Source organism: Dyella sp. ASV21 (assembly GCF_016428975.1).
Lineage (GTDB): Bacteria > Pseudomonadota > Gammaproteobacteria > Xanthomonadales > Rhodanobacteraceae > Dyella.
This window is the reverse complement of record NZ_JAELTT010000013.1, coordinates 24,724-51,232: the sequence shown is the minus strand read 5'-3', so window position 1 is coordinate 51,232 and position 26,509 is coordinate 24,724. Positions and strand designations below refer to the sequence as shown.

Here is a 26,509-nt window from a genome sequence, read left to right as displayed (position 1 = left end):
CTTGGCACAGCGGAATGTCGCAAGGCAATGCAGCGGCGGTTCTGCCTGAGTAACCCGGGCGCACCTTCATGACGCCGACAGCCTCACCGCGCCTGAAGTTGCATGCGCAACCAGCGTCGAATTACGCGGCGTTAGCCTGCGTATCTTCTCGGGCGGACAACACTAATGGCGTCTCTCGAACTGCTGCGGGACTACCCGTATGCACGGTCGCCCAATGGTTGCGCAAGACAAGCCGCTGACGCGGAGATGCCATGACATACCGGTTAAGACCATCCATGAACCGATCTTGCTGGGCCTTGCTCAACATCGCAAAGCCCGAGAGCAGCGGGGCAATCTTTACCTCGGTTATAACATTCATTGTTTATCCACCTTGCGTCGCCTGGCCGTCTGCATCTGGGCGGCGATTGCCCGCGCTGATCCATAGATAGGTGCGGATACTGTCCCTCACCTTCGGTCTTCATGGAAGGTCTTGGGAGACGAAAATACCAGGCGCCATCTAATCAAAAGAATGGCAATCAGAGTATGAGACATACCCCAAAAAGTAACCTCAGACAGCACAAACGCGCCGTCTAGAGGAGAAACGTCCGATATCGGAGATTCAAAAACGCAAAGGCCGTGACAAGCACGGCCTTTGCGTCATCTACCGATCAACACTGCTACCAGGTGTAGCGCAGACCGACGGTACCATTGAAGCCTTTTCGCTGAGCATTGTCGGTCGCGCCGACGCTCTCTTGATATCCCAGCGACCCATACACCGCCAGTCGCTGGAGCAATTGACCGGTGACGCCGCCATTGAGCGTCAGCCGCGTAGCCTGGGCATGCAGTGGCGCAGAGCCCACGCCGTCATAGGCGCTTACGGCATTTCCTCCCGCATCCCGCCAAAGATCCAGGGAGAGGAAAGGCATCCAAAGCTGGCCACCCTCCGTTGCCATGCTCCAGCGGCCACGCACACCCAGCCTTCCGCTTGTGCCATCCGTGGTGCCCAGTGAAACCTCACCCAGCCCATCGGGTGCATCCAGGAACCGAAGTCGCTGCCACACTACCTGCACCTGCGGCTCGAGAACAAAGTTGCCGCCTAACTGAGGTAATGCGAAGGGGTAGCCAAATTCCAGCGACCCCATGTAGCCCACCCCCTTGGTGCTGAGCCGAGCATTGTCGGTGCTGGTAGCACCGTGCTCGGAACTCACTTGCGCCACGGCATCCAGATACCAGTCACCCGGGCCATAGTGCGTCCAATAGATGCCGGCTCCGGTCTGGTTGAGATTGATCTGGCCCGTCCGCTCCATTTCGTATCCCGTGGCGGCGGCATTCGTTACCAAACCATAGGCACGCACGTTAGCGTGCGCGTAGACCAGGTAGCCGCCGGCACGATCCACATGCCCGGACCACAGCTCTCCTTGCCACAGGTCAGCCCCCACCTGGATACCCGACAAAGTACCCTTAGCCTGCGGCGCCGCAAAAGCCAAATAGCTATTGTTGATATTGCTGCCAAACACGCGCCCCCAGGCCGACGGCCCGTTGTCGGTGCTACCGAGGCGTGAGGCCAGCAATGCGCTGTCACCCACGCGCTGGTCCATGGTGCCAAGCGTCAGCATGCCCAATTGGCGCGCAACAGGCTGCACCAAGCCGTAGGTCGCAACCTCTGGCCCGATGATCGGATAGATCCCGGGTGGCAACACCGCCGGTGGCGGGTCCACAGGCAACACCGGCTCAGGTTCGCTCGGCAACTCCGGCTCCGGTGGTGGTTGCCCCGGCTCGGGGGGGACCACGAACTCATTGCGCAGGTACCAGTTGTCGGGCAAAGAGCCGTCCATATCGCCACGGAACAAGCGGTAGTCCAACACACCGCTGCGCACTTCACCCGCCAGCTTGAATGCGCCGGGGTCGGTCGTGGCGCCATCCAGCGCCGAGATCACCAAAATGCCATCTCCCATGGTCGGCGCACTTCCGGAAGAGGTGTTGTTGACCAAGACACTGGTGACACCGCTCGCGCGACCACCGCTGATGATCAACTGGTCGGATGGCGAGCCATCGCTACCAAGGTAGGTGTTCAATGCGAGCGCGCCACCTTGCCCGATATAGTTTCCATGCACCGTGAACGTGCCGTAGTTCGTATCACCGGCCACGGGATTGCCAGGCCATACCGTGCCTTGGTTGTAGACATCCGCGTACACATTCGCAAAACCCGCAAGCCTTGCGCCGGACGCTACATTGGCAATATCCGATTGAATGGACCCATTGATGATCAGCGTGCCAGCCAACGCGTTCGTGTGACCGGCGTAGGTCTGGTCACCTTGCAGTACCAGAGTTCCCGAGCCCAACTGGGTCAAGCTGCCCGTTCCGCTGATCACGCTTGCGTAGGTAACGTTGTCGGCGCGATCAAAGACGAGGGCCCCATTGTCAATGATATTTCCAGCCACCATGCCCTGGGTGCCACCATTACCCAACTGCAAGGTGCCTGCACTGATCGTCGTGCCGCCCGTATAGGTATTGTCACTGGTAAGCACCGTGGTACCCGTGCCCACTTGCGACAGACTGCCGCTGCCGGAGATCACGCCGGGTAGCGTCACCGTGCTGGCATTGTTGATCACCAACGCACTGTTATCGACAACATTACCCACGATGCTGCCGGTGCTGCCGCCATTGCCCAGCTGCAATGTGCCGGCATTGATCGCGGTGCCACCTGTGTAGGTGCTGTCCGCAGTGAGGATCGTGGTACCTGACCCGCTCTGCACCAAGGAACCGCTGCCGGAGATCACGCCTGGCAACGTCACGCTATCGCTGCGATCAACCACCAATACACTGTTGTCGAGGACATTGCCCACCACACTGCCCGACGTGCCCCCGTTACCCAACTGCAGCGTACCTGCCTGGATGCTGGTTAACCCCGTATAGGTATTATCCGCGGTGAGGACAGTGGTGCCCGGCCCGATCTGTGCGAGAGCGCCAGACCCGGATATCACACCGCTGAAGGTGTAGCTGTCGGATCGATCAATGGCTAGCGCGCCCTGATTGAGAATGCTGCCAGTGACGCTTCCGGAAGCTCCACCATTGCCGAGTTGAAGCGTGCCCGCACCGATCAGCGTGCCGCCAGAGTAAGTGTTGTCGGCGGTCAGCAAGGTTGTGCCCGTGCCGTTCTGCGACAAACTTCCAGAGCCTGACACCACCCCGGAAAGCGTGACCGAACCCGAATTGTCGACGACGAGTGCACCGTTGTCCGTTACGTCGCCAACGATGCTCCCCGTGCTTCCACCGTTGCCCAACTGCAGGGTGCCTGCACTGATTGTCGTGCCACCCGTATAGGTGTTGTTCCCGCTGAGTACCGTGGTGCCGGTGCCCACCTGCGAGAAGCTGCCGCTGCCGGAGATCACGCCGGGCAACATAGCCGTGCCGGCATTGTTGACCACCAAGGCCGTGTTATCGACAACATTACCCACGATGCTGCCGGTGCTGCCGCCATTGCCCAGCTGCAATGTGCCGGCATTGATCGCGGTGCCACCTGTGTAGGTGCTGTCCGCAGTGAGGATCGTGGTACCTGACCCGCTCTGCACCAGCGAACCGCTGCCGGAGATCACGCCTGGCAACGTCACGCTATCGCTGCGATCAACCACCAATACACTGTTGTCGACGATATCGCCGACGACGCTACCGGACGTGCCGCCATTGCCCAATTGCAACGTACCGGCATCGATGTTCGTTGGACCTGTATAGGTGTTGGCGGCAGTAAGAATCGTCGTACCCGAGCCACTTTGCGTGAGTGCGCCGCTACCGGAAACGACGCCTGCCAAGGTATAGCTGTCGCTGTGATCGATGGCGAGGGTGCCATTATCGAGGACGTTTCCGACGATGCTACCCGCCGTAGTGCCATTTCCAAGCTGGAGTGTTCCACTATTGATGGTGGTGCCACCCGTATAGGTATTGGCAGCCGTCAACACCGTCACGCCGGTGCCACTCTGAACCAATTGACCAGTACCAGATATGGTGCTTGCCAATATGGCGGTATTCGAGCGATTGACGATGAGTGACCTTGAAGCGCCCAACACGTTGACATTGCTAACGATACTGCCTGTTGCACCGCCATCGCCCAGCTGCAGATTTCCGAACGATATGGTGGTTAGCCCGGTGTAAGTATTGTTGCCGGTCAATATCGTCGTGCCCGTGCCAGATTGCAGCATAGAACCCGTACCCGAAATGGTCGGGGTAAACGTCAGATTGAAGCTACTGTCAAAATTGACGCGAGACGTGCCGTTGAGTGATATGTCGCTGGCGAAGCCAACGGTGTTACCGGTGAAACGTAACGACCCTGAATTGATGATGGCGCCGCCCGTGAACGTGTTGTCACCCGTCAGCGTCGTCGTGCCACTTTGAAGCTGAAGCAGTGAACCAGTACCGGAGATGTTCCCTGCCAAGGTAATGTTGCCCGTTCGAAGGATGGACAAGGTTCCGTTGTTAATCACATCGCCGACCAACGCTCCCGTTGCGCCACCATTGCCGATCTGAAGCACGCCGGCGCTGATGGTGGTTCCACCGGTGTAGGTGTTGTTACCGGAGAATACGGTGGTACCGGAACCCATCTGAGCGAAGCTCCCCGTGCCCGAGATGACACCCGTTATTTGGTAGGTGTCCGATCGGTTGACGGCAAGCGTGCCGTTGTTGGTTATATCCCCTGTGACACTACCGCTGGCGCCGCCATTGCCTAATTGCAAGAGGCCACTCGTGATCGTGGTTCCACCGGTGTACGTGTTAGTGCCACTTAGAATCAAGGCGGAGCCGCCGTCTTTGGTAAACCCCAGGGTGCCCTTGAGCGCGCCGGCGTATTCGCCGTCACTGGTCATATTGACCGTGAACCGTTGCGAGGCGCCCGCACCATTGATCGTTGTACCTGCAACACCAGTCAGGTTGCCTATGCTTACGGCGAGCCCCGCGCCATTGAGCGTCACCGAAGCGCCACTACCCGTAAGCGCGAGCGCTGCGTTGGCGTTAGTCCAGTTGCCGTTCAATTGAACAATGGAATTGACGCCAGCATTGACGCCCTTGAGCGAATCCAATCCGCCATTGACCTGATTGATCAGCCCGGAAGAGTTCAGTGTGACCGAACCCGTACCCAGGGCATTGACCGCGCCAGCATACAGCCCGCCAAGCTGGCTGCCCGCCGTGGCATTGGTGGAGGTCACCGTCCAGTTGCCGCTATAAGCATTATTGGCGCTATTGATGGCAACGAACTTGCGAAATAGCCCCGACTGACCATTGGCGTCGATATTCAAATTGATATCGGCACCACCCGTGAGCGCCGCGCCGCTGCTCAAGGTGAGCGAGTTATTGCTTGAACCGGCGGGGTTCTGAATGCTGATGGTCGCCGCTCCCGTCGAGGCCAAAGACAGGCCCGACTGCAGGGTGCGATCCATACTCCCGACCGACGCAGTCAGCGCTAACGTCGCTCCACTGGCCATGGAAAGAGTGGGAATCGTATAACCGACGGTGGCGGTGCCCCCGGAGAGACTGCCCGGAAGACTTAAGGTGCCCCCACTCTGTACCGCCAGAGCAGAGCCGCCAAAGTTATAAGAGAAGTTACCTGACGCGGTAACAGCGGGACTATTGACATTGAATCCCGTGCCAACGATGTAGCTGTTGCCCGCGCTGGGCACGGAGCCGTTGCTCCAGGTGCTGGCCGCGTCCCACGCTCCGTTGGCAACCGCGCTAACGGTTTGCGCATGCAGTCCCGGAGCCGACATGGCCAAGCCCACCATCAGTGCCCGATAGAGCAACGATCGAGCACCGGCGCCGCCACGCCGCACATCGCTCACGATCGCCCCGTGACGTTGCGTCTGCATATCCCCTCCCATCGCCCCATCAACCGCATTACGCCCTATCGGAGCGACGCCCTGTTAAGCATTCGCCAATAAAAGGCGTGCTTGCGCTCATCTAAGTCCCACTACCGTGAACGAATGGCGAAGGCAGATTACGATGTCACATCCTTTGCGACGCCCACGAAATCGGCAAATTTTGTGCTGAGGCTTGGCGTCTGCCTTCAAGATTCTGGCGACTGACCTCAGTCAAGACGATTGCCCTACAAGCCGCCACGACGCTCGGCACGCAACACAAAAGCACAGGAGAGGCGCCAGGATCCTCCTCAGACGACACGCGCCCGGCATCCTGTGGCGCCTCCCCACCAGACGTTTCGCGGATGCCACTGAGCAGTGTGACACCGGCTTGCGCAAAGCTGACCTTTGCAATCAGCTGCCAATAGAGCGCCGAGCCTGAGCCTGCATGACGCCGGGGACAGGTCTCGCTGCACACGTCCAACTGCCTCTGAAAAGCATACGGGCGCCGATGGCGCCCGTATGCACTTTGTTCGCACAGGCCGTTGACGCAGGCCCCAGCCATCAGCCGCGGCAGCGACTCTCCAGCACTTCAAACGAGGTCTTAGTCCTGCTTGCGTCGCGGCCAGCCAATTGGTAGTTCACGCTGCAACCGCCACCCTGCTCATCGTTCCACTTGAGCTGCAACGAGCCGCCCGTTTCGCCCCCACGGACAAACACTTGACCATTCTGTCCCACGACGCCGACTTCGTTACCTTGCTCATCCAGCACTTGGGCGCCAAAGGGCACCACGGAACCATCGGCCTGGGTAATGCGCAACATGACGGCGCGCCCCGAGCTGCCGGTGAATTTGACTGCCACTACCGCACCTGCCCTGGGCGCGACACTGGTGCTCGTGTAATCGAGCTGGCCATCCATGGTGGCGCCGGATGGATCAAGGGATACATCATTGAGACGATACGGCATGAGGTCCGACATCACGCCATAGCCACGGCTATCCAGGCGGGCATCACGACGACCATCAATGTACGAACCGGCTGCATCCGGTGCAGATACGATAGCCATCGTTTCGCCGATGCGCGGCGCTAGCGTTATACCGCCACCGTGTACGACGACACCGCCCGCCGCGGATGCCGACAGCTGGTGGCTATGACTTGAACCGCTATAACCTGCCCCGAGCTGACCATAACGAGCGGACCAATTGACACTGGCGTTTATCGTGGTGGGAACCGTGTCCTGGGACTGGGCGCCCACGCTGTAATACAGCGGCGACATTTCGCCCACCGCGCCATTGACCGAAGCCTGGTTGTTGTTGCCATTCCGGCTGTTATGGGAAAGCGATGTCGACAACGTCGGCGACGAAATAACCTCTTTACCCAAGGGCAGGTAGCCCGAGAACATCACCGTCGTGGACGCTCGCATGCCAGGGGTGAAATCACGCCCCATGGAGATGCTGTACGAGAGCTGCTTGAAACGGTTGGAATAGCCCGCCTGATAGGTGGATGAATGCCCACCGTTGTTCCAATAGCTATAGAAGGCGCCCGTTGCATACAGCGAGCCGGCCCGATCACCCAACGATTGATTCAACGCGATCTGAAGCTGGTCTTTGGCACCGGTGGCCGGCGACAACGCCAGGATCACGTCCTTACGCGCGGCAGCGCGAACGCGCACCGCGGAATCCAGATCCATGTAATTGGCACTGGAGTAGCGATACGACGCCAGGGAGAAATTCGTCCCCGTCTGCTCCAGCATCTTGCTATAAGTGGCGCGTGTGCTATGGCCTGTTTGCGTGCCCTGCCCCTGCACCGGCTTGGCCCACGACTCGGTGACGTCCAGCGAAAAAGCTCCGACGGGAGTTGTTACCGCGGCACCGACCAGCGCACTGCGATACAGCTGCCCGTTAGTGGCCTGCACACCACCGTAACCGGTGAGCCAATTGTTGATGCCGCGCTGATACGTGCCTTCAGCCACCGTAGGCAGGTTGCCCAGGCCCTGACCGTTATCGCGAACTTGCCCCACCGTTACCGAGTAACGCTCCTGACCCGGACGCAACAAGCGCGGCACCTGCGCATAGGGAACGATAGTGCGGCGTTCCCGGCCGTCGGCCTCGATCACCAGAACCTCAAGGTCTCCCGTACCGGCGGCACCATTGAGATCAGTGATCTCGAAAGGACCCGGCGACACGGAGGTCTCATACACGAGATACCCGCTCTGTCGGACTTCCACCCGAGCGCGGGTTTCCGCAACTCCTCGGATCACCGGTGCGAAGCCCACCATGCCGCTGGGCAACATACGTTCATCGGTACGAAGATTCGCACCGCGCAGCGATGTCGAGTTGAATAGATCGCCGGGCGTAAAGATATCGCCAACGGTGAACTGCGACCGCAGTGCCGTCACGTCGTGCTGGGCGTAAACGTTGGACGTTTGCCAGTGCGACGGCCGGTTCGTGCCCGTGGTGAGGGCTGTCTGCGCACGGAAGCGCCAGCCGTCCACGTTGAGGCCTGCCTTCAATCCAACATAGGTATTGGTGGCGCTTTGGCCACCCTTGATATCGGAACGATAGCTGTTGACGTTATAGGCCAACGTGGCGGCCGTTTGCCCTTCGCTCCACTGGCTGGAGTCCACGTCGTTGGCGCCTTGCTTGCGCGTGTAAAGTTGGGGTACGTCGACATTCAGGCGAAGCTCGCCCGCGTCGTACGAAACCGTTGCGCGCTCGATCAATTCGGGCAACACCAAGCAATCGCTGACCAACGCGGCTGGATCCAGCTTGCTGGTATCAATGCCGGCACGGTCGAGTAACGACTTATTGAAACAGGGCGTCGCCGTGCCGCTGCCATTGGCATCGCGAAACACGATGCCCTCGCGTCCGATCCTGCGATCGTTTACATAAAGATCGACCACATACGTGCCCGCGGGAACGCCACTGCGCTCAAACCGCGACAAATCGACCTTCTCATCCGGATTGCTGGTGAAGTCCGTATTGAACTCGACATAGCCCCCTGCAGGCTCGGCGCCACCGCTCGCGCCCGCTGCGCTCGCTGCGTGCGCCATCGACGGCAGATGCCCCAGTGCCAAGAGCATCCAAAGCCACAGCCGCCGGGGCGGCATATTGATAGCGTGTTCTTGCGGCAGCTGAGCGAAACTGGGGAACGCGGAGGTCTTCATGACATCAAATACCAGAAAAAGGACAAAGCCGGCTCACGACGGCCAGCCACGTGGTAGCTGGCAATCCATTTGTGCGAACGAGAAACCGGGGCAAAGCTGAGTTGTACTCAGCCAGCACTTAAAGCTAGTGCGTTACGGGCGCGCTCTTCGCCTCCGAACCGCCGTAATCATTGATGACACCTAGATCCATCTCATCGGACGTTCCCGGCGCGACCGTAAAGCGCTCGCTACCCTTGGCCGGACACATGCCGCCGCCGGTAAATTCATCCGAAGGCTTTGAGCCCTTCATGACGATCTTATTGAAGGACACATTGAACGCCGTAGGATTGCGGCATTCCACCACCACACGGTCGGCATCGCGCTCGACCAGGTGCCACTGCAGGCCGCCCACCGCCGACGCTGCGTTTCCAGGCAGCCCCTTGGGGCGATAGAAGATCTTCAGGCGCGTGCGCACGGCGAATTGAATATAGTTTGGCTGCTCTCCCTCCGCGCCTGCTTTGGGACGCGGCGGTACTTCGAGCACGTTGAGATAGAACACCGACTCACGGTCGGCTGGCAATTGTCCACCGGTGTACATCAGGCGCAGCGTCTGGCCCTTATTGGTATCCATGCGCGCCATGGGTGGGTTCAGTATGAAGGGCGCCTTGCTGTCTTTCGCTGTCGCCGTAGCATCCCCATCGTCAACCCATGCCTGCACCAAACGCGGTGCATCGTCGCCGTTGCTCAGCTTGATCATGATCTCTTGCTGGCCTTCGTTGTAAACGAAGCGGGTACCCATGACCTGTACGCCGGCGCTTGCGCCGCCCGCCCACGCAAAACCAAGTAACGCAGCAGCTATTTTTGATCGAATCGCGACTTTCATGGGAGCGACGTCCAGAGCATTGGAAAGCAAAGAAATGGGGAAAACGGAGTGGCCGGTACACCGACCACTCCAACTAAACCAAGCCGAGTAGACTTAGTTGTAGGTGACGCTGTAGTTCGCCACGGCGGACACCGAACCGACGGTGGCAACGCCCGTTGCGTGGTAGCGTGCAACGTAGTTCAGCTGCGCGGTGTTGTTGGCGATGGTGATCTGCGGGGTCTGCGCATTGTTCAGCAGGTTGATGGCAGCGGCGCCGGCGGCATTGGCCAGCTCAACGTCAACGTTCGTGGCGTTGCCGGTGTTGTTCAGGCGGCCAGCGGCATTGACGTTGGTCTTGTCGAACGTCATCTGGGCGACCATGCCGTTCGTGCAGCCGGACTGGCCCGGGCCACCAATCGTGAGGGTGAAGGCCTGCTCGCCCGCAACCGCGTCCTTAGCGGCCAGTGCAGCCTTCTGCACTTCCGGCATGGTCACCGTCACGTCACCAGCCGTGCCCGACGCGCCGTTACCCGGCGTCACCACGCAGGTGGAGTCGTTGATCTTGCCGTTGATGGTCAGCTTACCGTCATAAGCCTGTGCCGACTGCGGTGCAACGGCGGCAAAACCCACAATCGAGGCCAGGGCGGCGGAGAGGAGAATCTTCTTCATTATTAAGTATTCCTAAGAGTTCGAGTCGGTACGTGCTAGGCGTGGCAGCAGGCCACTCCGCGCACGAGGGGAGCACCAGGTCGTCGCATGGCGCGAGCGCCCGGCAAGACGAGTATTCCTCGTCATCAGGAATCTCCTATTGGACGATTCCTTAATTTGTCCCGTCGATGGCAGCGGCGCTCTTCATTCATGCGTTTTCACGATGAAACCTGCGCCGCTACCAGTCGATTGGAATAGACCAGCACGGGATAGCGCGAGTCTCGCGCGACCCCGAGAGCACCAAGCCGGGAAATCCCGCGACGATTGGCGCGCCTAAAGACTTGGCTTAGTTGTAGGCGATCGAATAGTTGACCGTACCCAAGACCGAACCAGCGCCAGCGTTGGCGGTGGCGTAGTAGCGCGCGACGTAGTTGAGGACTGCGGTGTTGCCAGCGATCACGACCTTCGGGCCCTGCTTGGTCAGATCAAGTGCGGTGCCGCCAGCGTCTGCAAACTCGATCTCTACGCCAGTGGCGGTGCCGCTGTTCTTGATACGGCCGCTGGCATTGACGTTGGTGGTGTCCATGCTCAAGGAAGCCGTGCCGCCATTGGTGCAACCGGTCTGGCCCGTGCCACCGACGGTCATCGAGAACGCCTTGTCACCCGCACGCTGGCCAGACTTGAGCGCCGCCTGCGAAACAGCCACCAGGTCAACCTTGATATCCGACGCGGAGCCGGTAGCGCCGCCACCCAGCGTGATGGTGCAGGTGACTGCCGTAACACTACCCGTCACGGTGATCTGGCCGTCGTACGCGTATGCGGAGGACGAGGCGAGCGCAGCGATGCCCAGAACGGAAGCCGTAGCTGCCGAGAGGAGAATCTTTTTCATGATTTGTCTGTTCCTGAATTGAAACACGGAGAGGCGAACGCCCAGGTTGCGGCCAGCGCCAGCATGGTTAGCTCCGCCCGTTATGCGGGCAGCATCAACGCCGCTTTAACCGCGGCGGCATTATTGACAATGGGATAAGCCTGGTATGTAGGAAAATGCTTAATAGAATGAGCGCACCAACTGTGACGTCGTTCCGGTTTTTAGACATTCGGAACGGGAGTCGGTGAGCTGCCCGCATTTCAACGAAGCGGCGATCGGTGTTTCGCCCCGCAGCTCGTATCCATGGATCAGCGCAGTGAAGCACGACAAGACCGAACAGCAGACCGCTGAACGCACGGAGGCGAACAGCGACATGCTCCAGGCAAGCATTCAACTGCATCGCGTGGAAGCGGGGCGCGATATCTTGAGAAAGGCCGCACGGCACCAACCCTGCGAATGCCAGGGGGCATGTCCTTTCGTGAGGGAGATGCTCTTACGACCGATGCAACGGCTTCGCCGTGATTCCACCCGCCCCTGCCGGATGCATGGCCGACTCAAACTATCGCCCCTCCCCTCGCCGCCTTGATGGAGAGGAGGCTCCAAGGGAGGGGCTGAATCGGCCGCAAGCTTTACTGGTAGCTCATGGTGAAGGTCATGTTTCCGTTGGCACTGCCCGCCGTGACCGACGACGCCGTTTGGATATAGCGGAACTGCAGCGGGATAGTGAACGAACTTTTGCCCTGCGCGATGTTGCCAGCCAGCCACTGGTTGGTGTTGCCCGCCACCTTGGAGTCCGGGCCATAGCTGCGCACGATGCCACCGGACAACACTTGGATGCCGATGCCTTTGGCGGTCGACGCGGAGGTAAGCGTCAAGGTATTGGAGACATTGCTCGGTTTGGTTGCGTCGGTGAACGTGAGGGATGCGTTGGTACTCGACGCCGCGAAACCGCCCGAGCAGGTCAAGGTGATCTGGTCACTGACGGTCGGCGATACCGAACCCACCCCCTTGAACACTGTCCCGGCCGCAACACTACCCAGGCTCACTCGAATATCGGTGGTTTTGACCACGCACGTGGGAATCTGCGGCTTGACGACTACCGGCAATGCCCAGCTGAACTCCATCAACGTTTGACCTGACACGCCGCCAGCGCGATAAGCGAGGAACGCGCCCGACAGCGTACCGCCGGCCTCTGGAATGGTGCCGGTTTTCACAAACTCCACTTGCATGGTAAAGCCCGAATAAAACGCGACGGTGTCGTTCGGTCCAATATAAATGGACGTTTGGTACGGCACGGTCTTGTCACTATGCACCATGCGCAAACCGACGCCTTGCACCGAGGTAGGGTAAACAGCATTGGCGTCTGGTGTACCGACACCTGCTACCCAATAGCTGGCCGTTGGCGAGCAGGAGACATACGCCGCACCATTGCTCAGGCCATTCAGGATGGTCACGGCGCCCGTGCCCTTATAGATAGTTTGCCCCACCGCATATGCCGCCGGATCGAAAGCGGGAGGGCTTATGCCAGCAAGCGTCGCCTTGTAATACGACGAGCCATCGGAGAGCGAGCTGAAGGTGCAAGCGGCGGCAGCCTCGCCCATCGCACCGATGAACACCAGCAAGCCAACCAACCACCTCAAACAAGGGTACATAACATTCGCCTTCTATGATCAATTCAGTCCGTAAGGGCGCCGAGTCAAGAAACGTGCAGCTATCCAGTGACACTGCGATGCGGGCGTCCCGCATGGGCAGCCGCAATGCGAACGACACCGGTGGGCCTTGCACGCATCGTTAGCGATGGCACCTGGGGCAGTCCTATTTCCGCTAGCGCAGGGCTGGGACATAAGCAAGCGAGGCCCTGCAGCGCGCCTGGCTGCGCTCTATGAACATGGATTAGCACCACCTGTGGACGCACGACGTTCTTATCCGACCATCCAGGCGTCGCTGGACATCCTTAGCCAGGCACGTGATTCGGGGCGAGCTGCCTACAGGCACCCTCACCATCATGCCCACGCAGAACGCGCCGCCTCAGTGACTCGAGAATTATCGGCCAACCACACAAGCGGCGATGTAGGTTTCAGCCGATTCCCATTTAATCCTCGGACGATCCTCAGTACCGCATCAAGAGCTGTGCTAGGCACGCGCCGTGATGCGGCGCCAGCCAGCCACACGTGACACCAGGCCCGCATTGCGCACGCACGCCCTGCGCAAGCCGAGAGAAGCAGCTTGGCGCATGCCTTGAAACGGCACTGATGGGAAAGAGGCGCGATGACAGATCAGCGCCAAGCGGCCCCGCGAATGCGCGGACTGCTTTCAGCAAATACGGGAAGGGCCAAGAATGATGTGATCGATCATCATCATTCATGCGATGACGGATATTCGATGCCCTTACGCTGAGCAAAGGCGCTCAATTCGCGCATTCGCGGGAAGGGCGAGCGAAATCGGCGCATCCTTAGAAGAACGCCATGCGATAAAAGAACCGGATGCGATCGCGGGCCTTTTGTTCGACCACATATACCTCCCCGCGCCGGCACTTCGGCTCGGCGCGGAGAGCGTTGATCGCGTTGAGTACGGATTTACAGGCTAGCCATCAACTCGTGCACTACCGGCACCAACTTGGGGTCCTGCAGGGCCATGTGTATGGTGGCCCGAACCAGGCCGGCCTTGTTGCCGCAATCGAAGCGCGTGCCTTCGAAGCGATAGGCCAGCATCTTGCCCTGCTCCTTGAGCAGCGCATCGATGGCGTCGGTAAGCTGGATCTCGCCGCCAGCGCCCGGCGTGGTGGACTCCAGCAGTTCGAAGATGCGCCCCGGCAGCACGTAGCGCCCCACCACGGCCAGATTGGACGGCGCGTCGGCAGGCTTGGGTTTTTCCACCATATGGTGAATCTGTGCGCTGCGCTCATCGATCGGCGTGGCGTCGACGATGCCGTACTTGTCGGTATCGCTGGGCGGCACCTCTTCCACGGCGATAACGCCCGCATGCTGCGCCTGGGCCAGCTCCGCCATCTGGCGCAATGCGCCCTTGCCCTTGTTCCAGATCAGGTCGTCCGGCAGAACCACGCCAAACGGCTCGTTACCCACTACCGCCTTGGCGCAAAGCACCGCATGCCCCAGACCCAGCGCCTCGGGTTGCGTGACAAAGATGGCGCGCACGTGCCTGGGCAGCGTGCCCTGCACCAGCGCCAGCAAATCATCCTTGCCCTTCTCCAGAAGCTTGGCTTCCAGCTCATAGGCCTTGTCGAAGTAATCGGCAATGGCATGCTTGTAACGATTGGTGACAAAGATCAGCGTATCGGCACCGGCATCCACCGCCTCGTCCACGGCGTACTGGATCAGCGGGCGATCGAGTACCGGCAACATCTCCTTGGCCACCACCTTGGTGGCGGGAAGAAAGCGTGTACCCAATCCCGCAACCGGGAAAACCACTTTGCGCAACGGCTGGCTCACTTACTTATCTCCTGATTCATTGCGACGCAACGCCACCACGTTGTCCGGTTGCGGCGCTTCGCTCCAGCGGAACGACGGCAACAGGTTGGATACGCACTGGCGCAGCACTTCGTCGTCATACACAACCACGGCATCGGCGGCCTTGGCCATCTGAGCATTGAGATGATCCCATTTCACCGGCCGATACTGCGCGAGGAAGATCTTCGCGTGCGTGGTCTCGCTGTAGTTCTCGAGCGGATGGAACAGTTCTTCAAACAGCTTTTCACCCGAACGCAAGCCCGTATAGATAATGGGAATCTCCGTGCCTGGCTTACGCCCGGCCAGACGGATCATTTGTTCGGCCAGGTCGCGGATCTTGATCGGCTCGCCCATGTCCAGCGCAAAGATCTCGCCCCCCTTGCCCAAACTCGCGGCCTGCAGGATCAACTGGCAAGCCTCCGGAATGGTCATGAAATAGCGCGAGATTTCCGGGTGCGTAATGGTAACCGGGCCGCCGTTGCGGATCTGCTGACGGAACAGCGGCACGACGGAGCCCGCCGAGTCGAGCACGTTGCCAAACCGCACGGTGATGAAGTGGGTCTGCGAATGCGCGTTGAGGTTCTGGCACCAGATCTCGGCCATGCGCTTGCAGGCACCCATGACACTGGTGGGGTTGACCGCCTTGTCGGTGGAAATGAGCACGAAGCATTCCACGTCATGGCGATCGGCCAGGTCGGCCACGTTGCGCGTGGCGAGCACATTGTTGCGGAACGCCGCGCGCAGCTGCCCCTGCAGCATCGGCACGTGCTTGTAGGCCGCCGCATGGAAAACTACCTGCGGCTTGTATTCGGCAAAGCGCTTGCGCATGGCGGCGGGATCGCCGCAGTCGGCGAGCACGGCGTCGTAGATCAACTCGGGGTATTCCGAGCGCAGCTCCTGCGAGATCTTGTAGAGATTGAACTCACTGTTGTCGACGACGCACAACGATTGCGCGCCCAGGCGCGCCACCTGGCGGCACAGTTCCGAGCCAATCGAGCCGCCACCGCCCGTTACCAGCACACGGCGCCCGGTGAGCGTGACGCGGATGGCTGTCCAGTCCAACTCCACCGTGTCGCGACCGAGCAGGTCTTCGATGGCGACTTCCTTGATCTCGTTGAAGTGCGCCCGCCCGGAAACGACATCTTCGAGCTTGGGCACCGTTCGGTATGGCAGCCCGCTGCGATCGCACAGTTCGACCACGCGACGCATCTCGGGCGTGCTCGCCGCTGGCATGGCGATCAGCAGCATCTGTGCGGCGACTTCTCGCGACAGCTCCGGAATTTGGTCGATGCGACCCAGCACGGGCCGGCCATTGATGCTGGCGCCGCGCAGGCTTTCCTTGTCGTCGACAAAGCCGACCACGGTGTAGCCGCTATCGCGCTGTAGATCGCGTGAAAGTGCCTCACCCGCCCGGTCGGCGCCCACGATCAGCACGCGCTGCAGGGGCTTGGCCTGGAACAGGTCGACGCGGCTGTCTTTCCAAAAGCGATAGGTCAGGCGCGGCGTGCCCAGCAAAATGGACAGCACCACCGGATACAACAGCAGCACCGAACGCGGCACATCGTCCAGGCGGTTGTAGAGCATCAGCGCCGCGGCAATGGCCAGCGCGCCCAATACCGCCGCGCGCAGGATGTTCCACAAGTCCGGCAGGCTGGCAAAGCGCCACACGCCCTTGTAGAGCCCGGTCCAGCTCAGTACCGCGCCCTGGACCAGCAGCACCAGCGGAAACTCCAGCGGATGGAAACTGATCCCCGCGTTGTCGATCAGCGCATACCGCAGGGCCTTGGCTACCCACCAGGCAACCGCCGCCATCAGCAGGTCGTGAAGCACCACGGCCATGCGGGGATGGATAACGCCGATGAGTTTACGAAGCGACATGTCGGCCCTTGTGCAAAACGCGCCCCAAGCACTGGCGCTTCATGAAAATCCAGGCGGTCATCGCTACCAGGTAGGTGCCCATGAACACCGGCACCGATCCCACTGGCCAGGCCCAGGCAAGCACGGCAAGAGGCGCCGCGACCACCAGGTTCCAGGCCAGATAGCACGCCCCTCCCGTGGCATGCGTAAACCCACTGCGAACCAACCACTGATAAAGGTGTTCGCGATGCGCAGTGTGCCACCGGCGACCGCTCGCCATACGACTGAGAAGCGTAAGGCTAGCGTCCGCTACAAAAGATGAACTGAGGATCAAGGCCGGCCATAACAGCCGGGTTTCCACCCGCCACAGCATAGCTGTCAAGGCAAATAAGAGTAGCCCCATGGTGCCACTGCCCACGTCCCCCATGAAAATACGGGCCCTAGGGCGATTGAAAAACCAGAAGCCCAGCGCCGCCGCCGCCAGGCAAGCCGACGCCACCGCCTGGGCCGACTGGCCGACCGAGAGGGCCAGCAGGCCCAGGCCCAGGCTCACAAAGATCACTTGCTGGGCCAGCAACCCGTCGATGCCGTCCATGAAATTGTGCAGGTTGATGCTCCACCCGCCGGCAAGCACCAGCACCGGCAGCCACCACCAGGACAAACCGCCCCAGGCGAACGCAACGGCGATCACCCCGGAGGCGAGCAGCTGAACGCAGAACCGGGGAAGCACCGGCAAGGGGCGGTGGTCGTCCCACCAGCCCACGGCCGCCACCAGGACGGTGGCCAGGGCGAGCATGAGCGCCATGCCCACGGGCCAGGGCGACGGCAGCAGGCACAGGCTCGCCGGCATGGTCAGTAACGCCGCCACCACGATGCCAATGCCGCCGCCACGGGGCGTGGGGATGGTATGGGAGCGCCGCTGCCCGGGCAGATCCAGCATATTGCGGCGATGCGCGTAGGCCATCGCGCCACGAACCACCGCGACAGCGATCAACAACGACGCCAGCACCATCCCTAACGCCAGCCAGGAGAAACTCATCCGTGCCTCATTCGTTGGCGACGCCGTGAATCGGCCGGATGGTGCTCCAGCTCTTGCAGCTGGGACACTGCCAGTGGTGTGCCTTGGCACCGAAGCCGCAGCGGCTGCAGCGGTACATCGCCTGGCCTTCCAGCAGCTTCTTGGTGAGATCGCGCAGGATCAGGAAATTCTCGCGCGCCTCGCCTTCCATCTTGTCCATGGTGGCATCGATCAACGCCATCAGGCCACGCACGGAAGGCCGCAGACGCAACTGCGAGGTGAGGAACTCGATGGCCATGCGTTCGCCATCGCGCTGCTGATACAGCCGCGTCAACGCCAGCACCGGCGAAATGCCGTGATAACGCTCCAGGATGTCACGCAGAAAATGCTCGGCGTGCTCCATCTGCTGCGAGCGCGCATAACTGTTGAGCAAAGGCGGCAGGATTTCCGGCACAAAGGCGATATCCGCCTCCACCGCCTGCTCGTACACCTTGGCGGCCTCAGCGTGCAGCCCTTCTTCGGCATACAGGCGCCCGGTGAGCATAAAGGCGCGCACGCAATCGGGCTGGCAGGCAAATGCCTGGCGCAGGTATTCGCGCGCCTCTTGCCGCGCGCCATGCTGGCGCGACTGTTCGGCAAGCTCGCAGTAGAACTGCGCGATCATGCCGGACTCGTCCTCCCCGGTCATGGCCTCGAGGCGGCGAGCGTGTTCGATGGCCTTGTGCCAGTCACGCTCGTGCTGGTAGATCGCGATCAGATGACGCAACGCCGAAGGCGCATGCGCATCCATCGCCACCAGGTCAGAGAACAGCGTTTCGGCGCGGTCCAGCAGGCCGGCGCGCATATAGTCCTCGCCCAGCTCCAGCAGCGCCACGGTCTTCATGGCTTCGGACAGGCCCGGGCGCGACACCAGGTGCTGGTGCAGGCGGATGGCCCGATCCACTTCACCGCGCCGACGGAACAGATTGCCCAGCGCCAGATGGGTTTCCACCGTGTCGCGGTTGTACTCGGCCAGCTTGAGGAAAACCTCGATGGCCTTGTCCTGCTCCTCGTTGAGCAGGTAGTTCAGGCCACGGAAGTAATCGGAAGAAAGTTCACTGACTTGCGCGCCGGAGCGACGCGCCCCTGCCCGCCTGGCGGTCCACCAGCCACTGGCGAACGCTGCGGGTACGAGCAGGAGAAGAACGTAAAGAAGTGGGCTCATGCACCGGCCGGGGAGGTCTTGGCCTTGCTGCGGGCCTCGGCCGAGGCCTGGCGGCGCAGCCGGCGATGCCGCGTACTGACCCCAAGCCATGCCGTAAGGCCGCCCAGCAGCCAACCGATCACCAGGGCCGACAGCAAGGCCGCCCCCTTGGGCAGATCGATGCGCGCAAAGCCAAGGTCGTAGCCGACCAGGTCGGCATTAAGCGCGCCCAGCACAATGCCGGCGGCCACGAACAATAGGAGAATCAGCGTTACGATCAATCGCATGCCGCGACTTTAACCGATTGCCGTTAAGCGTCACAGGCGCGCGTTTGGTCGGGCTTCAGAAAATGAGAAAACAGCCCAGCAAGGGGCGCTGCCGGCCCGGGCTCCAAACAAAAAGAAGGCAGGAACGACGCATCGCCGCCTGCCCTCCAAAGACTCTGCAGTGACGGCCCTGAGGGCTATCACACCAGATTCATATTGACGCGTTCACGCAGTTCCTTGCCCGGCTTGAAGTGCGGGACATGCTTGCCCGGAAGGGCCACCGCATCGCCGGTCTTGGGGTTGCGCCCCATGCGCGGCGGACGGTAGTGCAGCGCGAAGCTGCCGAAACCACGAACCTCGATACGCTCGCCATGGGAGAGGGCGTGGCTCATCTGTTCGATGACGCTCTTTACCGCCAACTCCACATCTGCAAATGCGAGGTGGGTCTGACGCCGTGCCAGCGCCTCAATCAATTCGGATTTGGTCATGGGTCCCCAATGTCCGTGACATAAAACCGCGGGGCGGCTCTACGCCGCCCCGCATTCCTACAGCTACTGCTTAGTCAGCCTTGTTCAGCTGCTCCTTGAGCAGCGCACCGAGCTTGGTCGTGCCGCCGGAGGCGGACGAGTACTCAGCCATGGCATCGTGCAGTTCTTCTTCGTCCTTCGCGCGGATCGACAGCTGCAGCTGGCGGCCCTTACGGTCCATGCCGGTGAACTTGGCTTCGACCTTGTCGCCAACCTTCAGGTGCAGGGTGGCGTCTTCGATGCGCTCCTTGGCGATATCGTTGGCGCGCAGGTAACCCTCGACGCCTTCGCCCAGATCGATCACGGCGCCCTTGGCGTCCACTTCCTTCACGGTACCGTTGACGATGGTGCCGCGCGGATTGTTGGCCATGAACTGGCCGAACGGATCCTGCTCCATCTGCTTGATGCCGAGGGAGATGCGCTCACGCTCCGGATCCACGGCCAGCACCACGGCCTCGATCTCGTCGCCCTTCTTGAAGTTGCGGACGAGGTCTTCGCCGGACACCTGCCAGGAGATGTCGGACAGGTGGACCAGACCGTCGATGCCACCGTCCAGGCCGATGAAGATGCCGAAGTCGGTGATCGACTTGATCTGACCGGACACCTTGTCGCCCTTCTTGTGCATGGCGGCGAACGCTTCCCACGGGTTCGAGCGGGTCTGCTTGATACCCAGCGAGATGCGGCGACGCTCTTCATCCACGTCCAGCACCATCACTTCGGTCTCGTCGCCGACCTGCACCACCTTGGCCGGGTTGACGTTCTTGTTGGTCCAATCCATTTCGGAGACGTGGACCAGGCCTTCCACGCCCGGCTCGATCTCAACGAAGCAACCGTAATCGGTGACGTTGGAGACCTTGCCGAACAGGCGGCTGCCGACCGGGTAGCGGCGAGCGATAGCGACCCACGGGTCATCGCCCAGCTGCTTGAGGCCCAACGAAACGCGGTTGCGCTCGCGGTCGTACTTGAGCACGCGCACATCCAGCTCGTCGCCGACGTTGACGACTTCGGACGGGTGACGCACGCGCTTCCACGCCATGTCGGTGATGTGCAGCAGGCCGTCGATACCACCCAGGTCCACGAACGCGCCGTAGTCGGTGAGGTTCTTGACGGTACCCTTGACCACCGCGCCTTCGGTCAGGCGCTCCAGCAGCTTCTCGCGCTCCTCGGAGAACTCGGTCTCGACGACGGCGCGGCGGCTGACGACCACGTTGTTACGCTTGCGGTCGAGCTTGATGATCTTGAACTCGAGGTCCTTGCCTTCCAGGTAAACCGGATCGCGGACCGGACGCACGTCGACCAGCGAACCCGGCAGGAATGCGCGGACGTCCTTGATGTCGACGGTGAAACCACCCTTGACCTTGCCGGAGATCTTGCCGGTGATGGTCTCTTCCTTGTCGAAGGCTGCTTCCAGGTCGTCCCACACCATGGAACGCTTGGCCTTCTCACGGGAGAGCTTGGTCTCGCCGAAACCGTCTTCCAGGGCGTCGAGGGCAACCTTCACCTCGTCGCCTACCTGCACTTCCAGCTCTCCGCTCTCGTCCTTGAACTGCTCGATCGGGACGATGCCTTCGCTCTTCAGGCCAGCGTTGATCACGACGACGTCGTTGCGGATTTCCACAACGATACCCGTGACGATCGCGCCCGGCTTCAGCTTGGAGATAGCCTGTTGGCTCTGTTCAAACAGTTCGGCAAAACTTTCAGTCATGTTGATTCCAGAAATGATAAAAGGCCTTAGATCCTTGCGCGCCGTCGGATGAAAAGCGCACGGACGATCAGCCCACCGGTTATGGGTGTCCTAGGGAAAAAGCTCCGTCGGCACCGTTGACCAAAACCCCTACCGCGGTAGAGGCACCAACGGCTATCGGCGACCCATCAGGGCCGCACGACAGCCAATACTTTCGCGACGACGTCGTCGATGCCCATGCCGGTGGTGTCGATGAAAACCGCATCTGCGGCCGGCTTGAGCGGCGCGACGGTCCGCGAGGCATCGCGGGTGTCACGCGCTTCGATCTCGCGCTGAAGAGTGGCAAGTGTAACGCTGAGCCCCTTTTCCTTCAACTGCTTATAGCGCCTTTTGGCGCGCTCGGCGGCGCTGGCGGTCAGGAACACCTTGTAGGGCGCGTCCGGGAAGATGACGGTACCCATATCGCGGCCGTCGGCCACCAGGCCCGGCCCCTTGCGGAAGGCCAGCTGCATATCCACAAGTGCTTGACGCACCGAGGGAATCGAGGCAATCGCAGAGGCCGCTGCGCCAGCGGTTTCGGTGCGCAATTCGTCGGTGGCGTCGTGACCATTCACCAGCACCCGGGTGTCGCTGCCATCGGTAACCGCCTGGAAGCGGATCTTGGTGGTCTGGGCACAACGGGTAATCGCCTCGGCGTCCGACAGGTCCAGCCCCTCGGCACCCGCGGCGTAGCCCACCGCCCGGTACAAGGCGCCCGAATCCAGCAGGCGCCAACCCAGTTGCTCGGCGACCCGGCGACTGATGGTGCCCTTGCCCGATCCCGAGGGTCCGTCGATGGTCAGAACGGGAACGGACGATGCACTCATGGGGACTCCTGACGGCGGCAAGGGAAAACGCATATGCTATCGCGTTGGTCCTCGCACGGAACGCGGGATTTCCATCCTCCCTCTTCGTTAGTCCGTCAGGCCCATGCACGTCCACACCATGAATGATCTGCGTCGCGAATTCGAACAAGCCGTTGAAGATGTGCAAGGGCTTGGCCAGCGACCGGATAACGACACGCTGTTGCGCCTCTACGCGCTCTACAAGCAAGGCTCCGAAGGCGATGTGCACGGGGAGCAGCCGGGCTTTTTCGACTTTATCGGCACGGCCAAGTACGAAGCCTGGGCGCAGTTGCGCGGGGTCTCGGAAGACGATGCCATGCAACGCTATATCGCACTGGTGCACGAACTTTTGAGCTGAGCCGGCCCTTTGCGGCAAGCCACCGGCACACCCGGCGGCCGGCGTGAGCGGCGCCCACCCGGCGCCCGAAAACCCGATTACCCAACCCCACCGGGATGACCCCGGCAAGCTCGCCACCTTCCCGCCAAAGCGGGCGGCGAAACCCTTTCGCGCTTGCCCAGCGTCGCCAAAAGCCCCACTCCCGGCCGCCGATCGTGAAGACCGTCGCCGCAAAACCACAGGCGATACTTGGCAAGTTTGACTTGCCTTTTCCCGGTCGCGCACCCCACAGTCGCCACTCCCCCTTGCTTTCAAACACCGCGCCCAGGCACATTCATACGATCGTTTGAACTCGCCAACGGCCTGCCATGCACTTCCCTCGCCTGTTCTCCCCGCTCGACCTTGGGCATACCACGCTGCCCAATCGCATCCTGATGGGCTCCATGCACACCGGCCTGGAGGACAAAGCGAGCGATTACGACAAGCTCGCCGCGTACTTCGCCGAACGCGCACGCGGCGGCGTGGGCCTGATGGTGACGGGCGGCATCGCGCCCAGCATCCAGGGCTGGCTCAAGCCCTTCGGCGGACGCCTCTCGATGCCTTGGCATGTAGCCCGCCACCGCAAGCTCACGCGTGCCGTGCATGCAGAAGGCGGCAAGCTGTGCATGCAAATTCTGCATGCGGGGCGCTATGGCTATCACCCCCTGTCGGTGGCGCCATCCAAACTGAAATCGCCGATCACGCCGTTTACGTCCAAGGCACTGTCGACGCGCGGCGTGGAGCGCACCATCGCGGACTTCGTGCGCTGCGCCAAGCTGGCACAGGACGCCGGCTACGACGGCGTGGAGATCATGGGTTCGGAAGGCTATTTGATTAACCAGTTCCTGGCCGCGCGCACCAATCAGCGCAACGACGCCTGGGGCGGCGATGCCGACAAGCGTATGCGCTTTCCCGTGGATATCGTGCGCCGCACGCGTGCAGCGGTTGGGCGCGATTTCATCATCATCTATCGCCTCTCGATGCTCGACCTGGTGGAGCAAGGCCAGGATTGGAGCGAGATCGTGACGCTCGCCAAGGCCATCGAAGCGGCTGGCGCCAGCATCATCAATACCGGCATCGGCTGGCACGAGGCGCGGATACCCACCATTGTCACCAGTGTGCCGCGCGCGGGTTTTGCGTGGGTTACGCAAAAGCTCAAGGGCGAAGTGGCGATTCCGCTGATTACCACCAACCGCATCAACATGCCCGACGTCGCCGAGCGGATCCTGGCCAGCGGCGAAGCCGATATGGTGTCGATGGCGCGCCCGCTGCTGGCCGATCCCGACTGGGCCAAGAAAGCCCGGGCCGGCCGCAGCGAACGCATCAACACCTGCATCGCCTGCAACCAGGCCTGCCTGGATCATGTCTTCCAGAATCGACGTGCGAGCTGCCTGCTCAATCCGCGCGCCTGCCACGAAACCGAGCTGACGATCACGCCGGCCCCAATCCGCAAGCGCGTGGCCGTGGTGGGCGCCGGGCCGGCTGGACTCGCCTGCGCGAGCACGCTGGCCGAGCGTGGCCATACCGTCACGCTGTTCGATCAAGCGAGCGAGATCGGCGGCCAGTTCAATTACGCCAAACGCATACCGGGCAAGGAAGAATTCCACGAGACGCTGCGCTACTTCCGCCACCGGCTGGCCGATACCGGCGTCACGCTACGCCTGGGCGAGCACGCGCAAGCCCAGACACTCGCCGCCGATGGCTATGACGAAGTGGTCGTGGCCACCGGCATTACGCCGCGCAAGGTGAGCTTCCCCGGCAGCGATGATCCGCGCGTACTCAATTACCTGGATGTGCTTGCGCGCAACGCCCCGGTCGGCGAGCGCGTCGCCATCATCGGCGCCGGCGGCATCGGTTTCGACGTCGCTGAATTCCTGGTCGAGCACTCACCCTCGCCGACCCTCGACGTCACGCGCTGGACGCGCGAATGGGGCGTGGACCGTCAGCTCGACACTCGTGGCGGCCTGGCGACTGCCGCGCCGGAAGCGCCCGACCGCCAAGTCTGGCTACTCCAGCGCAGCGAAGGCCGCCCCGGCGCCCGTCTCAACAAGACCACCGGCTGGGTACACCGCGCCACCCTGAAGGCCAAGCGCGTGACCATGCTCGGCGGGGTCACCTACGAACGCTTCGACGACCAGGGCCTGCATATCCGCGTGAATGGACAGACGCAGGTGTTGCCGGTGGATAACGTGATTGTCTGCGCCGGCCAGGAGCCCCATCGCGCACTGGCCGACGCCTTGCTGGCCGCCGGCGTCACCGCACACGTGATCGGCGGCGCTGACGTAGCCGCCGAACTGGATGCCAAGCGCGCCATCGACCAGGGCACCCGCCTCGCGGCAACGCTGTAAGCCTCACCCGACACCACCCCGGCGAAAGTCGGGGTGATGCCGGGGTGCGCGCGGCAAGCACGATAGCCACCCCGAAAACGACAACGCCCGGCGCAAGGCCGGGCGTTGTCTGGAAAAGAAAGCGCCCCGCTAGACGACGCGTCGATATGGGCCCAGGGGGGAGGAGGACCAGATATCGCGGGGGTAGCGTCGCAGCGGGGCGAGGGTCGCCGCCACCTGGGGGGAGGGGACGGTGGCGGGACGGAAGAAATAATATGATCGACGGGTTATAGAAACAAATATATATTTTGCGTCCAACTTAGTCGAAAAAACTATTAAAGACCCCGCCATGTTCGACTTCCGTCAGCTTCGTTACTTTGTAACCGTCGCCGAGGAGCTCAGCTTTACCCGCGCGGCCCAGCGCCTGTACATCTCACAGCCCCCTCTTTCACAGCAAATACAGGCGCTTGAGAACGACCTGGGGGTGCGCCTGCTGGAGCGCAACAAGCGCAACGTGTCGTTGACCGAGCCAGGCAAGCTCTTCCTGGAACAAGCGCGCCAGATTCTGGCCAAGGCCGAAGAGGTGCGCATTCAGATGGCAGACGCCGCCACCGGCTTCAGCGGCAAGCTGCGGCTGGCCTACACGGTGTCGGTCACCTTCCACCCGGCACTGCCGCGCACCCTGCTCCGTTACCGCAGCTTTGCCCCACAGGTACGGCTGATGCTCACGGAGATGTATACCGAGCAGCAGTATGCCGCGCTCCTGGCGGGCGAGCTGGACGTGGGTTTTGTACGCGACGAGCCGGAACACCCAGGCATGGCGCGCAACCTGCGCCTGGACGTGATCGACCGCGAACCGCTGGTGCTGGCCCTGCCCTCCAACCACCCCCTGGCCGACCGCGAAAGCATCTGGCTGCGCGAAGTCGCCATGGAGGCCTTTGTGGTGCAGCCACGCGAACTGGCCGCCACGCTGTATGACCGCCTGGCGCAGATCGCGGCCAAGGCAAACTTTCACCCCTTGATCCGCCAGCATGCCCAGCAGATCAACGGCCTGCTGGTTCTGGTGGCCGCCGGCATGGGCCTAGCGCTGGTGCCCGCCTCCATGCGCTCGGTGAGCCTGCCGGGTGTCACCTATCTGCGCTTGGAAGATCCGGATGCCTTTATGCTGCTGGCCCTCGCCAGCCGCGCGGACGACCCGTCGCCTGTGGTGCAACGCTTCCTCAGCGCCATGACCGAGCCGGAATAAACGGCGCGTTCATTTCCAGCCCCGCGGCGGCGCCGAGGCGTCACAAAAATCCGCGCAAATGGGAGCTTGACGGCTTTTTGCCCAAGGCATCCAAAGACTTGTGCAAAGTCAACAAACTGTTTATAGTTTCGTTCTTGTATTTTTCCAATTCGTTAGTTTCAGGAGCTGGCCGTGAAGGTGCTTTCCTCTTTGAAGTCCGCCAAGGCGCGGCACCGTGACTGCAAGGTTGTGCGTCGTCGCGGCAAGGTGTTCGTGATCTGCAAGAGCAACCCGCGTTTCAAGGCTCGTCAGCGCTAATTTCTAGCTGCGATGAGTTTAGAAAAAGGCCGCGCA

At 61.5% G+C, this 26,509-nt stretch carries 18 protein-coding genes; 4 read left to right on the top strand and 14 right to left on the bottom strand.

Annotated elements, in window-relative coordinates; all coding sequences use genetic code 11:
* Positions 1-656: 656 nt before the first annotated feature.
* The 14 genes from JHD67_RS06800 to cmk all read right to left on the bottom strand — a co-directional run bounded on the left by JHD67_RS06800 (position 657) and on the right by cmk (position 22,209).
* A complete protein-coding gene (locus JHD67_RS06800; RefSeq protein ID WP_199098414.1) occupies positions 657-5,831 on the bottom strand; it encodes an autotransporter-associated beta strand repeat-containing protein in 5,175 nt (1,724 codons plus the stop codon).
* Between the two features lie 552 nt (positions 5,832-6,383).
* Positions 6,384-8,984, bottom strand: a complete 2,601-nt coding sequence (locus JHD67_RS06795; RefSeq protein ID WP_199098413.1) for a fimbria/pilus outer membrane usher protein — start codon at positions 8,982-8,984, stop codon at positions 6,384-6,386.
* Positions 8,985-9,108: 124 nt separating this feature from the next.
* On the bottom strand, positions 9,109-9,846 hold the full coding sequence (locus JHD67_RS06790; protein WP_199098412.1) for a molecular chaperone: 738 nt from the start codon (positions 9,844-9,846) through the stop codon (positions 9,109-9,111).
* Positions 9,847-9,939: 93 nt separating this feature from the next.
* On the bottom strand, positions 9,940-10,494 hold the full coding sequence (locus JHD67_RS06785) for a fimbrial protein (RefSeq protein WP_199098411.1): 555 nt from the start codon (positions 10,492-10,494) through the stop codon (positions 9,940-9,942).
* A 325-nt stretch (positions 10,495-10,819) separates the two neighbouring features.
* On the bottom strand, positions 10,820-11,362 hold the full coding sequence (locus JHD67_RS06780) for a type 1 fimbrial protein (protein ID WP_199098410.1): 543 nt from the start codon (positions 11,360-11,362) through the stop codon (positions 10,820-10,822).
* Positions 11,363-11,970: 608 nt separating this feature from the next.
* On the bottom strand, positions 11,971-12,993 hold the full coding sequence (locus tag JHD67_RS06775; protein WP_199098409.1) for a fimbrial protein: 1,023 nt from the start codon (positions 12,991-12,993) through the stop codon (positions 11,971-11,973).
* A 924-nt stretch (positions 12,994-13,917) separates the two neighbouring features.
* Positions 13,918-14,790, bottom strand: a complete 873-nt coding sequence (gene galU, locus JHD67_RS06770; protein WP_199098408.1) for a UTP--glucose-1-phosphate uridylyltransferase GalU — start codon at positions 14,788-14,790, stop codon at positions 13,918-13,920.
* Positions 14,791-16,686 (bottom strand): nucleoside-diphosphate sugar epimerase/dehydratase, encoded by a 1,896-nt coding sequence (locus tag JHD67_RS06765; RefSeq protein WP_199098407.1) that lies wholly within the window; start codon positions 16,684-16,686, stop codon positions 14,791-14,793.
* A complete protein-coding gene (locus JHD67_RS06760; RefSeq protein ID WP_199098406.1) occupies positions 16,673-17,704 on the bottom strand; it encodes a glycosyltransferase family 4 protein in 1,032 nt (343 codons plus the stop codon). Before JHD67_RS06760 ends, JHD67_RS06765 begins: the two co-directional genes overlap by 14 nt.
* 7 nt (positions 17,705-17,711) lie before the next feature.
* Entirely contained in the window at positions 17,712-18,887 is a 1,176-nt protein-coding gene (lapB, locus tag JHD67_RS06755; protein WP_199098405.1) for a lipopolysaccharide assembly protein LapB, read from the bottom strand.
* Complete coding sequence (locus tag JHD67_RS06750) at positions 18,884-19,153, bottom strand: LapA family protein (RefSeq protein ID WP_199098404.1); 270 nt, start codon at positions 19,151-19,153, stop codon at positions 18,884-18,886. Before JHD67_RS06750 ends, lapB begins: the two co-directional genes overlap by 4 nt.
* A 179-nt stretch (positions 19,154-19,332) precedes the next feature.
* On the bottom strand, positions 19,333-19,620 hold the full coding sequence (locus JHD67_RS06745) for an integration host factor subunit beta (RefSeq protein ID WP_199098403.1): 288 nt from the start codon (positions 19,618-19,620) through the stop codon (positions 19,333-19,335).
* 70 nt (positions 19,621-19,690) lie between these two features.
* Entirely contained in the window at positions 19,691-21,364 is a 1,674-nt protein-coding gene (gene rpsA / locus JHD67_RS06740) for a 30S ribosomal protein S1 (protein WP_199098402.1), read from the bottom strand.
* A gap of 167 nt (positions 21,365-21,531) precedes the next feature.
* Complete coding sequence (gene cmk / locus JHD67_RS06735) at positions 21,532-22,209, bottom strand: (d)CMP kinase (protein ID WP_199098401.1); 678 nt, start codon at positions 22,207-22,209, stop codon at positions 21,532-21,534.
* Positions 22,210-22,327: 118 nt separating this feature from the next.
* Here cmk and JHD67_RS06730 point away from each other — a divergent pair, with 118 nt between their 5' ends.
* The 4 genes from JHD67_RS06730 (at position 22,328) to ykgO (ending at position 26,473) form a co-directional block, all read left to right on the top strand.
* The gene (locus JHD67_RS06730) at positions 22,328-22,585 is read left to right on the top strand and encodes an acyl-CoA-binding protein (protein ID WP_199098400.1); all 258 of its coding nucleotides are present in this window, start codon (positions 22,328-22,330) and stop codon (positions 22,583-22,585) included.
* A 347-nt stretch (positions 22,586-22,932) separates the two neighbouring features.
* Positions 22,933-24,951 (top strand): NADPH-dependent 2,4-dienoyl-CoA reductase, encoded by a 2,019-nt coding sequence (locus JHD67_RS06725; RefSeq protein WP_199098399.1) that lies wholly within the window; start codon positions 22,933-22,935, stop codon positions 24,949-24,951.
* Between the two features lie 328 nt (positions 24,952-25,279).
* Positions 25,280-26,176 carry a LysR family transcriptional regulator gene (locus tag JHD67_RS06720; protein ID WP_199098398.1) on the top strand — a complete coding sequence of 299 codons (897 nt, stop codon included), beginning with the start codon at positions 25,280-25,282 and terminating at the stop codon, positions 26,174-26,176.
* 171 nt (positions 26,177-26,347) lie between these two features.
* Entirely contained in the window at positions 26,348-26,473 is a 126-nt protein-coding gene (gene ykgO / locus JHD67_RS06715; protein WP_010342887.1) for a type B 50S ribosomal protein L36, read from the top strand.
* The last annotated feature ends 36 nt before the right edge of the window (positions 26,474-26,509 follow it).